The sequence below is a fragment of the Escherichia sp. E4736 genome, assembly GCF_005781225.1.
Taxonomy (GTDB): domain Bacteria; phylum Pseudomonadota; class Gammaproteobacteria; order Enterobacterales; family Enterobacteriaceae; genus Escherichia.
This window is the reverse complement of sequence record NZ_VATT01000029.1, coordinates 1-13,050: the sequence shown is the minus strand read 5'-3', so window position 1 is coordinate 13,050 and position 13,050 is coordinate 1. Positions and strand designations below refer to the sequence as shown.

At 48.4% G+C, this 13,050-nt stretch carries 13 protein-coding genes and 2 pseudogenes; 7 read left to right on the top strand and 8 right to left on the bottom strand.

The genetic code is table 11. The annotated features are described in order from the left end of the window. Positions 1–115: 115 nt before the first annotated feature. Positions 116–1,096 (top strand): YdcK family protein, encoded by a 981-nt coding sequence (ydcK, locus tag FEK46_RS17315; RefSeq protein WP_135559601.1) that lies wholly within the window; start codon positions 116–118, stop codon positions 1,094–1,096. On the opposite strand, the gene rimL is transcribed toward ydcK, so the two are convergent. The 4 genes from rimL to FEK46_RS17295 form a co-directional block, all read right to left on the bottom strand. Then, a complete protein-coding gene (rimL, locus tag FEK46_RS17310) occupies positions 1,088–1,627 on the bottom strand; it encodes a 50S ribosomal protein L7/L12-serine acetyltransferase (protein ID WP_135559602.1) in 540 nt (179 codons plus the stop codon). The genes ydcK and rimL overlap by 9 nt on opposite strands. Positions 1,628–1,689: 62 nt before the next feature. After that, positions 1,690–1,914, bottom strand: coding sequence for a YdcH family protein (locus FEK46_RS17305; protein WP_001296778.1), 225 nt, complete (start codon positions 1,912–1,914; stop codon positions 1,690–1,692). A 141-nt stretch (positions 1,915–2,055) separates the two neighbouring features. After that, complete coding sequence (opgD, locus tag FEK46_RS17300; RefSeq protein WP_130210225.1) at positions 2,056–3,711, bottom strand: glucan biosynthesis protein OpgD; 1,656 nt, start codon at positions 3,709–3,711, stop codon at positions 2,056–2,058. A gap of 224 nt (positions 3,712–3,935) precedes the next feature. Beyond that, a complete protein-coding gene (locus tag FEK46_RS17295) occupies positions 3,936–5,279 on the bottom strand; it encodes a VOC family protein (RefSeq protein ID WP_135559603.1) in 1,344 nt (447 codons plus the stop codon). Positions 5,280–5,496: 217 nt separating this feature from the next. On the opposite strand from FEK46_RS17295, the gene FEK46_RS17290 reads away from it, so the two are divergent. Then, positions 5,497–6,420 carry a LysR substrate-binding domain-containing protein gene (locus tag FEK46_RS17290; protein WP_135406753.1) on the top strand — a complete coding sequence of 308 codons (924 nt, stop codon included), beginning with the start codon at positions 5,497–5,499 and terminating at the stop codon, positions 6,418–6,420. 30 nt (positions 6,421–6,450) lie between these two features. Here FEK46_RS17290 and FEK46_RS17285 read toward each other — a convergent pair whose 3' ends face one another. Next, entirely contained in the window at positions 6,451–8,091 is a 1,641-nt protein-coding gene (locus tag FEK46_RS17285) for a methyl-accepting chemotaxis protein (protein WP_138194711.1), read from the bottom strand. Between the two features lie 340 nt (positions 8,092–8,431). Here FEK46_RS17285 and FEK46_RS23770 point away from each other — a divergent pair. From FEK46_RS23770 to FEK46_RS17275, 4 genes and pseudogenes are all read left to right on the top strand, one after another. Beyond that, positions 8,432–8,569 (top strand): annotated as a pseudogene (locus FEK46_RS23770) (hypothetical protein); the annotation flags it as partial. Continuing rightward, complete coding sequence (locus FEK46_RS17280) at positions 8,508–8,639, top strand: type I toxin-antitoxin system Hok family toxin (protein ID WP_316246020.1); 132 nt, start codon at positions 8,508–8,510, stop codon at positions 8,637–8,639. The pseudogene FEK46_RS23770 and the gene FEK46_RS17280, both read left to right, overlap by 62 nt. A 289-nt stretch (positions 8,640–8,928) precedes the next feature. Further along, positions 8,929–9,066, top strand: a pseudogene (locus FEK46_RS23765) (hypothetical protein); the annotation flags it as partial. Continuing rightward, a complete protein-coding gene (locus FEK46_RS17275; protein WP_316246020.1) occupies positions 9,005–9,136 on the top strand; it encodes a type I toxin-antitoxin system Hok family toxin in 132 nt (43 codons plus the stop codon). The pseudogene FEK46_RS23765 and the gene FEK46_RS17275, both read left to right, overlap by 62 nt. Positions 9,137–9,201: 65 nt before the next feature. Here FEK46_RS17275 and FEK46_RS17270 read toward each other — a convergent pair whose 3' ends face one another. Then, on the bottom strand, positions 9,202–9,375 hold the full coding sequence (locus FEK46_RS17270; protein ID WP_130210233.1) for a hypothetical protein: 174 nt from the start codon (positions 9,373–9,375) through the stop codon (positions 9,202–9,204). Positions 9,376–9,647: 272 nt separating this feature from the next. After that, entirely contained in the window at positions 9,648–10,178 is a 531-nt protein-coding gene (gene cybB / locus FEK46_RS17265; RefSeq protein WP_130210235.1) for a cytochrome b561, read from the bottom strand. A 188-nt stretch (positions 10,179–10,366) separates the two neighbouring features. Here cybB and gap point away from each other — a divergent pair, with 188 nt between their 5' ends. Beyond that, positions 10,367–11,368 (top strand): type I glyceraldehyde-3-phosphate dehydrogenase, encoded by a 1,002-nt coding sequence (gap, locus tag FEK46_RS17260; RefSeq protein WP_130210237.1) that lies wholly within the window; start codon positions 10,367–10,369, stop codon positions 11,366–11,368. Between the two features lie 40 nt (positions 11,369–11,408). Here the strand turns inward: gap and aldA are convergent, their stop codons facing one another. Continuing rightward, on the bottom strand, positions 11,409–12,848 hold the full coding sequence (gene aldA / locus FEK46_RS17255) for an aldehyde dehydrogenase (RefSeq protein ID WP_130260864.1): 1,440 nt from the start codon (positions 12,846–12,848) through the stop codon (positions 11,409–11,411). Positions 12,849–13,050 lie beyond the last annotated feature (202 nt).

Below are 13,050 nucleotides of genomic sequence, written 5' to 3'. Positions count from 1 at the left end.
TCATTTTGTTGAATTTATAAAGTATATTTGAAATACATTTTATGGAAATTTGCTAAACATAGCCAGAGTCACAGAATTTGCTACGGTTATAGTAGGTCACCTGCGGGAAAACGCTATGCGCAAATATCGTCTTAGTGAAGAACAACGAGCTTTTAGTTATCAGGAAGATAGCGATAAAAAGAGTGTTTTATTGCGGCAGATTATTGCCATCGCTGATTTTAATGACGTAATAGCCGGAACGCCTGGCGGCTGGATTGATAATGAAACCGTATTGGCCCAGGATGGAAATTGTTGGATCTATGACCAGAATGCCATCGCGTTTGCCGGAACGGTGATATCCGGTAATACACGCATCACCGGAAGCAGCGAGCTATGGGGCGATGTTTGCGCGAAGGATAACGTCTGGATCGATAATAGCAAAATCAGTCAGGGCGCTCTGATAAGTGACAACGTCACAATCCATGATTCATTAATATGCGGAAATTGCAGGATTTCTGGTCATGCCTGCATTGATCAGAACTCAATGGTAGTCGCTGCGCAAGGTTTAACGCCCGACCACCATCTTCTGTTGCAAATTTGTGATCGCGCAAGAGTCAGCACCTCGCGCATTGTTCATCAGGCGCAAATATATGGTGATGCCATTGTGAAATTTGCGTTCATTGAGCATCGCGCCGAAGTTTTTGATTTTGCACGTATTGAAGGTAATGAAGAGAACAACGTCTGGCTGTGTGACTGCGCGAAAGTCTACGGACACGCACGTGTGATCGCCGGAACAGAAGAAGATGCCATTCCCACGCTTCATTACAGTTCGCAGGTAGCGGAACATGCCTCGGTAGAAGGCAATTGTGTGTTAAAACATCATGTTCTGGTGGGTGGTCATGCACTCGTACGTGGTGGTCCGGTTTTACTCGACAATCACGTCACCATACAGGGGAACAGCCGCATTACAGGTGCGGTGATGATTGAAAACCATGTGGAGTTAACCGACCACGCCGTCGTTGCAGCCTTTGATGGCGACACGGTTCATGTCCGTGGTCCAAAAGTTATTAACGGCGAGGAGCGCATTACGCGAACGCCGCTGCCAGGGTTATTGTGAATCGATAATACGCGCGTATAAGTTCACATCATCAAAGGCATCATTCAGGAACTCAGCCTGTTTAAGGCAACCTTCAAGGATAAAACCATTGCGCAAAGCTACCTGGTTGCTTTGGGGATTGTCCACCCGACATTTGATCACGAAGCGTCTGAGTTCACCAGACTGAGCGTAATGATGCATCAATGCCTGCAGCGCCTGAGAAATGATCCCCTGCCCCTGATGAGATTCGTCCAGCCAGTAGCCGATTTCCGCGGTTTTATTCAGTGGTTCAATACGATTAAACGAGATAACGCCGATAAGTTCATCTTCTTTGAAAATCATGAACATTTTGGCATATCCACGCTGATGCAACATCACATTACCCTGCACCGTTTTTCGCGTGTCCTCTTCGCTTTGAACAAACTGTGGCCAGTTTAGCGACTGCTGTAACCAGGTTTTATTTTTACAGATTAACTGATAAAGAGGTGTGACATGACTTTCTGCAACAGCATGTAATTCAAGTGATTCGCTTACTTTTATCGTTTCAGTCATCTTATCTCCAGTCAATCCATGCAGTTGTTAAAAAAGCCGCCTGGCAGGCGGCTTAAGAAAGTTTACACCTCTTTGACGCTCTCCTGTTGCAGGATTTTGAGCATCTCATCTTTCAACTGGAGCTTCTGTTTTTTCATGCGGACCACTTCCGCATTGTATCCTCGACCGTCGGAACCTTCCTTTCTGGCAATTTCATGATCAAGTTTATTGTGTTTATCGAACAAGGACATAAAGCGAGGATTTTCGTTTTTCAGACGGGATATTAAATCTCGGTATTCTGGAAACATACGCACTCCCTGTTAGTGGCTGACAAAGTGTACATGAAATACACATCATCAGATTACTCAGATAGTTTGGGGAAAAATGCGAGCGGGATCGTGTTTTACCAGACGGCACCTTCCGTCAGAAGGTGCCGAAAAAAATGACGATCAATTCATCACGCGATCGTCAACGTATTTGCGCTTATCCGGAGCTGGTGGGAAATACTGATACAGCCATGTTTCACTGATGGCATCGCCCTGACAGCGGAGATACATCCGCATATCAACCGGATCAGTAGAGTCCGAAGTCGGATACCAGTCAAATTGAATACGGTAACCATCAATCGGTTCAATGTAGAGAATTTCGATTTGCTTCGCTTCACCACTGGAGAGCGTAATAACAGGTTCAATCCCCTTAGGCGCAGCCGCTTTCAGGTCCCCACCAACAAAATCGACGGCAAAACGACGCGCCCATTTTTCTGGATAATGCTCACCCGGCGCCCACCCTTCCGGAAAACCTCCCATGCCGGTGCGCGTCGCCATAACACGTGCCAATGGACATTGAACAGGGGGATGTGCGCTCCAGTACAGACGATACTGGAATGCAAACTCGTCCCCTGCTTTTACTGCTTTTTCTGGCTGCCAGAAGCAGACAATGTTATCCAGCGTTTCACCCGTTGTTGGGATTTCCATCAGGCCGATGGTGCCTTTGCCCCATTTATTACGAGGCTCTACCCACAAACTTGGTCGTTTATTGTACCAGCCCATGATGTCTTGATAATGGGAGAAATCACGATCCAGTTGCAATAAACCAAAGCCTTTCGGGTTATTGTCGGTGTAGGCATTGAACTGCAATTTCTGCGGATTATTTAGCGGCCGACAGATCCACTCGCCATTGCCCCGCCACATGGAAAGACGGTCGGAATCATGGATTTGCGGATGAATAGTATCGCACATACGACGTTCGTTAGTGCCGCAACTAAACATACTGGTCATCGGTGCAATACCCAATTGCTTGATCTCTTTACGCGCATACAGATGGTTTTCAACATCCATAATCACCTGACTCTTTTCACACTGGATGGTGAACTTGTAGGCACCGGTAATACTGGGGCTATCGAGTAAGGCATAAACGGTAAAGGTGGTTGCGCCTGGTTTTACGGTATCAAACCAGAAAGCGGTAAAATCGGGGAACTCTTCTTTGCTGTCGGTATAAGTATCAATCGCCAAACCACGGGCCGATAAACCGTATTGATACGTGTCATCAACGGCACGGAAATAGCTTGCACCGAGGAACGATACCACATCGCGGCGAGCCAGTTCCGGCGCTTTAAATACGCGGAAGCCTGCAAAGCCGAGATCGCTTTGCCCTTCCAGTTGTTTGGTATCTACGCCCGCATCATTGTATTTGAACAATTCTGGACGAAAGTGAATTTCACGTGCCAGATGCGTTGCAGGATCAACCGAGAACATGCGTACGCGGCGGCGGAAACCCATCCCCATATGAAAGAACTGGGCATCAAGCTGGCGGTTCTCGACGTTATGCCACAGTGATTGTTCGGCGTCGTATTGAATGCTGTTATAAGCCTGCGGGGTCATAGTCGCCAACGTGTTGGGTAACGGACGCGGCTCGCCACCCCACGGCTTTTGCGCTAAATCATGCGCCATCGACTGTAAAACCGAAAAGTCAAAACGCTGAGTTTGCCCATCGGCAATATCAGAATCTGCCGCGAACGCAGCCTGAGAAAAAAGAGAAGCAATACCGCTGGTACCGCACACGGCGGCCATAGCCATTGAACCTTTAATAAATCGTCTACGATCCATACCTGACAGTGAGTCCTTCTGGTGTTGTGAATGGTCCCGCGCTGGTCGTTTTCAGCGGCAAGAAAGTGCTTATTAATGACCGCTCACTCTAGACAATATTTATTAATAATCCAATTGTTGAGCATGGAGAATCTGCACAAATCGGCAATTTTTTTATGTCGATGGGAAGAGCCTGATTCATTTGTAAAATCAGGCAAATTTTTGCAAAGCAGGATGGCCCGATTTTAAAGCAATCCACAGCGGCGTTTACTGCGTTCTTCCGCTTCCTTGTATAACTGAAATTCATCAAAAACCTGGCAGCCCAGCGCCTGCTCGAATGCCTCACGACTGGCATTACCATGACTGCGCGTCTGCGTTTCGTTACCGAGATTGGACTGGAAGATCCCCGCCGCACTCACCGGCAAAAAATCCTCATACGTAATAGGTTGTGCGACAACCCAGCCACGTTCAATCAAAGGTTGCGGATCGTCCCCAGGATGTATCGCCTGACGATGCGCTTCACCCGATGGTGTCAGTCGATAACGGAACCATGCCAGCCCTTGCTGGCGCATCAAAAATTCGCTGTCCGGGAAAGCGCGAAAGGTTTCCTGCAAATGCAGTTGATGAGTGAGATTATCCTGTCCAGTTCCGGCATTACACAGAAGTTCATCATACAGTCGCCGCCCTTTCGGCGTTAACGCCACTCCGCGCTGCTCTATCTCACCAAATCGCGCGGTATGCCTCCCCTGCTGTTGCCCCACAAACAGAACCGTTTCTTCCAGTGCCTTAAAGCTGGTTTGACGCAATAAAATCGGCACCTCGCGGCGCGGCGGCCCTTCGATGAGAATTTTTGGTTCGATACCGCGTTCGGGCATCATCGACTGCACCCGATCAATGTCCAGCGTGCGTGGCGTCAGGTGATTGATATGACAGCCTGGAAAACAGACTACATCAGCGATCAGTCGATGCTCGTTATGCAACGCGTGATAGGTTTCTTCATCTACCGTTGCTGACTGATGCCAACGAAACGTCTCCAGGGCTTCTCGCACAAACTCCCGCGCTTGCGCTTCGCTAAAACCGCCCTCCCGATCATATTCATCTAACAGTTGCCGACAACGTGGGGTAAAGATATCGCGCTGGCGTAAAATCTCCGCCGCCTTTTGGCGCAATGTTTTGTTTTCGATAAGCTCAAGGCGGAGCAATGAGGTAAAAACGCGGAAAGGATTACGCGCAAGCGAGGCATCATCGATGGGCCGAAATGCCGTAGAATGTACCGGCACGCCAGCCTGCGAGAGATCGTAATAACTCACCGGATACATTCCCATAATGGCGAATATCCGCCTTAATGTGGCAAGTTCCTGCGCGGTTCCTACACGTATCGCCCCATGACGTTCAACGTTAAGCCTCGCCAGCTCATCCGCATTAACCATTTTTTCATGCAGTTGGGGATTATTTTCCAGCACAGCCAGATTCACGTCAGCGACCAGTTCCAGCAACGTACCGTACTGTGGAACTTCTTGTTGATACATGGCTGACATTGCCTGCGAAAACTGTTCCCGAATCTCATCCGCTGTGATGCTGTTCGCCATAATGCCTACCCCCAGTGGTCAATTATCTCGAGTGTAGGTAACCGCATTCACTCTGGTGGGAAGAATTTACAAACTGTGATCTCGCCGCGAAATCATCAATATTATCGATTTCGATGTAACATAATTACTTTAAAATGTTAATAATATTTTGCAATCAAGTTATCATAATCAAACAACATCACTTGTCAGCGGCACCGCTTCGTTTTTAACATCGCTTATGGAAAAAAATAGTCTGTTTAGTCAGCGCATCCGTTTGCGCCACCTTCATACATTCGTAGCTGTCGCACAACAAGGAACTTTGGGGCGCGCGGCTGAAACCCTTAATCTGAGTCAACCGGCACTCTCTAAGACATTGAATGAGCTGGAGCAATTGACGGGTGCTCGCCTGTTCGACCGGGGACGTCAAGGCGCGCAGCTCACCTTACCTGGCGAGCAATTTTTAACTCACGCAGTCAGAGTTCTTGACGCCATCAACACCGCTGGACTGTCACTTAATCGTAAAGAAGGCCTTAACAATGATGTCGTCAGAGTGGGCGCGCTACCTACCGCGGCACTAGGGATATTACCTTCGGTTATAGGTCAGTTTCATCAGCAACAAAAAGAAACCACACTGCAAGTTGCCACCATGAGTAACACGATGATCCTGGCGGGATTAAAAACAGGGGAAATCGATATTGGTGTTGGTCGGATGTCAGATCCTGAACTGATGACCGGACTTAATTACGAGCTGCTGTTTCTCGAATCACTTAAGTTAGTTGTTAGGCCTAATCACCCCCTGCTTCAGGAGAACGTAACGTTAAGTCGGGTACTGGAATGGCCTGTTGTCGTATCACCAGAAGGCACCGCGCCACGGCAGCATTCAGAGGCATTAGTAAAAAGCCAGGGATGTAAAATTCCTTCAGGCTGCATTGAAACGTTGTCTGCATCGCTTTCACGTCAGCTTACGGTTGAATACGACTACGTGTGGTTTGTTCCTTCTGGCGCGGTAAAAGACGACCTGCGTCATGCAACACTGGTGGCCCTGCCTGTTCCGGGGCATGGAGCAGGCGAACCTATTGGAATACTGACCCGCGTAGATGCAACACTCTCTTCCGGTTGTCAGTTGATGATTAACGCCATTCGAAAATCAATGCCGTTCTGAAAAGTAAGGGATCTTACGATCCCTTTTTTATCACACCGTTGCCAAACTCACTGAACTCCCTGTTCCTTGTTGATCCGCCTGAGCTGGTTGTTTCTTCAGACGGAACACATCCACGGCTTCAGTTAACCGCGCCGCCTGTTCTTCAAGAGATACCGCCGCAGCTGAAGCCTCTTCCACCAGAGAAGCGTTCTGTTGCGTCACTTTATCCATTTCAGAAATCGCCTGGCTAACTTGTGTGATACCTCTGCTTTGTTCATCTGAGGCGGCAGCTATTTCTTGCATGATATGTGTGACGCTCGCCACGGCATCAACAATAGCGCTCATGGTTTTCCCTGCCGTTGCCACCTCATCGGCCCCCTGGCCAATCAACCTGACGGACTCACTGATCAAGCCTTCAATATCTTTCGCCGCCTGGGCGCTGCGGCTTGCAAGTATACGCACTTCGCTGGCGACAACGGCAAATCCGCGTCCTTGTTCACCGGCTCGTGCGGCCTCAACGGCGGCATTGAGCGCCAGGATATTGGTCTGGAAGGCAATACTGTTGATAACAGCCGTGATTTCAGAAATTTTCTTCGAGCTACTGGAGATATTACCCATTGTCCGCACTACACCGGAAACTGTTTGTCCGCCATCACCGGCTTTACTTGAGGCCTCTTGCGCCAGTTTGCTGGCATGATGTGCATTATCAGAATTTTGCTTCACTGTTGCGGTGAGTTGCTCCATGCTGGCGGCGGTTTGTTCAATTGCCGCCGCTTGTTCTTCGGTGCGTGAGGAAAGGTCAGCATTACCGGCAGAAATCTCACTGGTGCCACGATAGATCTCTTCAGCCCCCTGACGCACCGTTCCCACCGTCAGCGCCAGCGAATGCTGCATTTGCTGTAGATGGCGACTTAAGCGGCCAATTTCACTGCGGCCAGTGGGTTCGTCAACCAGAGTCAGATCGCCACTGGCAATTTTTTCAATCCGTTGGGCAGCATGTTGCAGTGGACGAATGACAATCCGGCGTAACACCATAAAGGTTATCAGCGTCATTACCAGCGCAAGTATAAATGCGCCAATCATAAACATCCCTCCCAGACGAGTACGCTGATGCGCCTGTTCCGCTAGCTGGTTAGCTCTGGCGCTACGTATCTCAATGGCTTTGCTTAACTGCTGGTTATAGGCATTATCAAGCGTTCTGATCTGCTCACTTTCATGATTGATAATGGCTTCAAACATGCCATTTTTGGCATATTTCAACATGGGTTGCAGGCCGGAAATATAAGCCAGGAAACGCTGATTTAATTCTCCGTCCAGCGCATCGTCAGCGGGAGTTTTCACCAGGCGAGTACGGTAAACGTTATAGCCTTGTTGCGATTGCTTTATTTGCAATTCCGCTTGCGCAATATTTCGCTTCATCTCTTCCATTTCAGCGATACGACTCGCTGCCCCGGCCTGAATCATATTGATCCGGGCTGAACGCAATAAATCAGAGCTGTTTGCTAAACCCGTGCGTATCTGGATCTCGTCGCTGACGTCGCGCTGATCGCGGTCTGCCTGCCAGAGAAAATACCCCGACAGGGATGAACTCAAGGCAAACAGAAACAGGATGCCGCCAAGAATGCAGGCAAATAATGGAACCAGCCTGATGTGATGTAAAAAGCCTAAGCGGTGTGAGGATGTTGTATTCATGACCGTTGTCTCTCTTCCTGGTTTACTCCCGATAGAGAGTCATCGGCAATCGATGCTAATTGCTTACTGGCAAAAACCTGTTCATATCACATTTTTACAACAATTTTTGTGATGAGAGATTATTACCATCGGAATGAGGAGACTTACGAGTAGTTATACCTTGTAAGGCGTATTACGAAAAATTCTGGAAAATGCCACGCAATTTCGTGAAGTGATTATTTCGATGGTAAGTGTAATTTATAGGATGTTTGCGGGCGCCTGAGACTTTCTGTTTTCAGGCTTACCGAAAATCAGAAAGACGAAGGCCCCGACTGATATTTCTATCAACCGAGGCCAACGAATGAACCCAACAATTCAGATGTTAGCCTCTTACCTGCCATCCGGCAAGGAGAAAGGCTATGAAGCGCAATCCCCTGGTGGTGTGTCTGCTCATTATCTGCATCACGATTCTGGCATTCACCCTCCTGACCCGACAAACGCTCTACGAACTGCGATTCCGGGACGGTGATAAGGAGGTGGCGGCTCTCATGGCCTGTCAGTCCAGGTAAGGGCCTGCGCGGGGAGCATTCCCCGCGCATCTGGTTGACGAGTTCATTTTCTCATGGCGCCCCTTATTCATACCTCAACTGGAAGCTCGCTCGCATTGAGTCTTGCAGCGAGTGTTCTCTGATAACGATTTACCGGAAGCCGTCACACAATTTCGTGAAGTGATTATTTCGATGGTAAGTATAATTACATAGGATGTTTGCGGGCGCCTGAGACTTTCTGTTTTCAGGCTTACCGAAAATCAGAAAGACGAAGGCCCCGACCGATATTTCTATCAACCGAGGCCAACGAATGAACCTAGCAATTCAGATGTTAGCCTCTTACCTGCCATCCGGCAAGGAGAAAGGCTATGAAGCGCAACCCCCTGGTGGTGTGTCTGCTCATTATCTGTATCACGATTCTGGCATTCACACTCCTGACCCGACAAACGCTCTACGAACTGCGATTCCGGGACGGTGATAAGGAGGTAGCGGCTCTCATGGCCTGTCAGTCCAGGTAAGGGCCTGCGCGGGGAGAATTCCCCGCGCATCTGGTTGACGAGTTCATTTTCTCATGGCGCCCCTTTTAGTTAGTGCATGTTTTTTTCGATGCGCTGATAGAACCATCATTACAGACAAATTTGCCGCCAGCTGTACAGTGAGAGATCCCCCCTTTCGCACCAGAACAGGGTTTGCGCCCAGCATCAACATAAAAAGACATCAGTAATCCCATCAGTAAAATAAAGAGCAACTTTTTCATACAACCTCCATGGCTTGCCGAATCTTATGTTCGGTATAAAAGTTATACGCTGTGCGGTCTTTATTTCACTTAGGGAGATCAAAGATTGGAGAAATTGAATTTCAATCTTAACAGTAGATATATTGATTAAATATCAACCCGTTGAACATATAAACTCGGATTATGGTTTTATTTGTCATACAAATAAATATAATAGGCGCTTCCGATGTAGGCCCGTATTCTTCGCCTGTACCACGGGTCTGGTTTAGTACAGGCGCTTTCTTCTAATACCTTCAGGAGCGCTTACGCGGCATCATGCGCAAAAGCGTGTTGTCTTTCCATAAATAGTGGTGTGCCAGAGCAGCAGCCGCATGAAGCCCGATAACGTAATATCCCAGATTGGCCAACGTTTCATGCCACCACTTTAATCTATCCACCAGGTCAAAATTGGCCTCTGACGCGTAAGGCATTGTCAGACCAAACGCAAACCACGGATTACCCCGGTTATACATCATCACCAAACCAATCACTGGCAATACAATAAACAGGAGATAGATCACCAAATGTCCCAAATGAGCGAGTCCCGTCATCATGGGCCTGGGTTTCGGTACAATGGGCGGCGTTGGGTATTTCAATCTGAGTAACAGACGAACCACCATCAGCACGAGAATTGAGATGCCACATGAAACGTGGATCATGTTGATCACCGGACGATCGCTACGCGGGAAAAATCCACGAAACTCCATCGCACAATAGGCTGCAATAACCAGCAAAAAGACCAGCCAGTGAATGCCAATTTGTAACCTTGAATATCTAATTCCCATAACATTTCCTGCTTTAACACAATTTGCCGTTAACATAACGAGCTTTTCTTAAAATTTCATTAAATATTGTTCACCCGTTTTCAGTACGTTACGTTTCATGGCAAAAAGGTAGATTGCCCATCCTGTCATCCTGGTCTAAGCCTGGAAAGGACTAATTTTTACCCACAAGTTCTTGACTGGAGAAAACCATGAGCAAAGTTGGCATTAACGGTTTTGGTCGTATCGGCCGACTGGTATTACGTCGGCTACTTGAGATTAAAAGTAACATTGACGTTGTCGCCATTAATGATCTTACGTCTCCGAAAATTCTCGCCTACCTACTAAAGCACGATTCAAACTACGGTCCTTTCCCCTGGAGCGTCGATTTCACAGAGGATTCACTTATTGTTGATGGAAAAAGTATTGCGGTTTACGCCGAAAAAGACGCGAAAAATATCCCCTGGAAAGTAAAAGGTGCTGAAATTGTCATTGAATGTACCGGTTTTTATACTTCCGCAGAAAAATCCCAGGCGCATCTGGACGCTGGAGCGAAAAAGGTGTTGATTTCCGCACCGGCAGGAGAAATGAAAACCATCGTTTATAACGTCAATGATGGCACTCTGGATGGCAACGACACCATTATTTCTGTGGCGTCATGCACAACCAACTGTCTTGCGCCGATGGCCAAAGCATTGCATGACAGTTTTGGGATAGAAGTTGGCACAATGACAACGATCCATGCATATACCGGCACCCAGTCTCTGGTGGATGGTCCGCGTGGTAAAGATTTACGTGCATCGCGGGCGGCGGCGGAAAATATCATCCCCCACACTACCGGTGCGGCAAAAGCCATTGGTCTGGTGATCCCGGAACTTAGCGGCAAACTTAAAGGCCATGCGCAACGCGTGCCAGTGAAAACAGGTTCAGTGACCGAGCTGGTGTCTATCCTTGGGAAAAAAGTGACTGCTGAAGAGGTGAATAACGCACTTAAAAAAGCAACGACCAATAACGAGTCATTTGGTTATACCGACGAAGAGATTGTCTCTTCCGATATCATTGGCAGCCATTTTGGTTCGGTGTTTGATGCGACCCAAACGGAAATCACCGCAGTGGGCGATTTACAACTGGTGAAGACCGTCGCCTGGTACGATAACGAGTATGGTTTTGTCACTCAACTCATTCGTACTCTGGAAAAATTCGCCAAACTCTGACCAGCACTGGCGGAGGAAAAACCTCCGCCTCTTTCATATCTTACGACTGCAAATAGACCACCTGAGTCTGTAGATACTCATGCAAACCATGTTTGCCATCTGCGCCGCCAATACCCGACTTACGCCATCCAGCATGGAAACCTTGCATAGCTTCGAAGTTTTCTCGGTTGATGTAGGTTTCGCCAAACTTGAGTCCTTTGATGGCTTTCATCGCCACGTTAAGATTCTCGGTATATATCGATGACGTCAGGCCATAATCGCTGTCGTTGGCCATGGAGATAGCCTGTTCCAGCGTGTCAAAAGCGACTACCGGCAGCACTGGCCCAAAGGTTTCTTCGTGCATAATGGACATTTCCTGGCGGACATCCAAAAGCAACGTTGGCGGATAATAATAACCTTTCCCTTCTACAGCCTTACCACCCAACGCGATTCTCGCGCCCTCTTCTACTGCCCGCGCTACCTTTTGTTCCACCCTTTCCAGAGCCGCAGCGTTAATCAGCGGCCCCATCGCAATGTCGTTACGTTCGGCGGGGTTACCAAATTGAACCGCCTGCATTGCCTCGCCCAGTCGATTAACAAAGCGATCGTAAATACCTTTCTGCACATAGACACGTTCCGCACAGTTACACACCTGCCCGGTATTTATCACGCGTGAATCAACAATGGCTTTGACGGCCAATTCAAGATCGGCGTCATCCATCACGATAGCAGGGGCTTTGCCCCCCAGCTCCAGACACACTTTGGTGATATTTTTCGCCGCGGTCGCCATGATTTTTTCTCCGGCAGCGACGCTGCCTGTCATGCTGACCATAGCGACTTTTGGATTACCCGCCAACTCCTGACCTACCGTTTCACCGCGTCCTAACACAAGGTTAAACACGCCGCGTGGTAGGCCAATTTCGTCGACGATTTTAGCAAATGCGATCGCATTGTTTGGCGTAAATTCGCTCGGTTTGATGACGATGGTATTGCCTGTGAGAAGAGCTGGCGCCATTTTGCGAGCGATCAGGAAAAACGGGAAGTTCCACGGTAGGATACCGGTCGTTACGCCCAACGCACGTTTAAACAGCAGGATGTTTTCCCCAGGACGATCACTTTGAATAATCTCGCCCTCGTAGCGACGAGCCCATTCTGCCATGTAATCGATATAGTCAGCAGTAAAAGCGACTTCGACTTCGGCCAGCTGTTGAATTTTGCCACCTTCCTCGACGATCAATGAGCTAATTTCACTGGCCCGTTCGCGGATCCCCGCAGAGATTTTCCGTAACCAGTTCGCTCGTTCAATCGCGGGTAATGCTTCCCATTCTGGCTGCGCTCGCTCTGCCGCATCGATTGCTTTGCGAGCATCTTCAGCCTGGCCATCAGGAATGCGGGAAATCACTGCCTCTGTTGCGGGGTTAACCACATCAATCCATGCGTCGCCGCGCCAGGTGATAAACTGTCCATCGATATACATAGGATGTTGAACGGGTACAGACATGGGCTACTCCTGCGATTGATATGTTTATATTTTGTAACTCACGCGTTAATTAACATCAATCACAGCAGAGAAGGCATCGTGGATGTGCAATTTTGTGAAAGGCTTCATAAAAAGAGATACGACGGGAATAAAGAGAGGAAGAAAAAGATCAGATTATTACCCGTTTGCAATCATTTGTTCACTGATCTTGACCCGCTATCTC

Coding starts and splice junctions, on each gene's coding strand:
- FEK46_RS17285 (WP_138194711.1), bottom strand. CDS start 8,091: ATGAATACAACATCCTCACACCGCTTAGGCTTTTTACATCACATCAGG.
- aldA (WP_130260864.1), bottom strand. CDS start 12,848: ATGTCTGTACCCGTTCAACATCCTATGTATATCGATGGACAGTTTATC.
- opgD (WP_130210225.1), bottom strand. CDS start 3,711: ATGGATCGTAGACGATTTATTAAAGGTTCAATGGCTATGGCCGCCGTG.
- FEK46_RS17270 (WP_130210233.1), bottom strand. CDS start 9,375: ATGAAAAAGTTGCTCTTTATTTTACTGATGGGATTACTGATGTCTTTT.
- cybB (WP_130210235.1), bottom strand. CDS start 10,178: ATGGGAATTAGATATTCAAGGTTACAAATTGGCATTCACTGGCTGGTC.
- FEK46_RS17305 (WP_001296778.1), bottom strand. CDS start 1,914: ATGTTTCCAGAATACCGAGATTTAATATCCCGTCTGAAAAACGAAAAT.
- gap (WP_130210237.1), top strand. CDS start 10,367: ATGAGCAAAGTTGGCATTAACGGTTTTGGTCGTATCGGCCGACTGGTA.
- FEK46_RS17290 (WP_135406753.1), top strand. CDS start 5,497: ATGGAAAAAAATAGTCTGTTTAGTCAGCGCATCCGTTTGCGCCACCTT.
- rimL (WP_135559602.1), bottom strand. CDS start 1,627: ATGACTGAAACGATAAAAGTAAGCGAATCACTTGAATTACATGCTGTT.
- FEK46_RS17295 (WP_135559603.1), bottom strand. CDS start 5,279: ATGGCGAACAGCATCACAGCGGATGAGATTCGGGAACAGTTTTCGCAG.
- ydcK (WP_135559601.1), top strand. CDS start 116: ATGCGCAAATATCGTCTTAGTGAAGAACAACGAGCTTTTAGTTATCAG.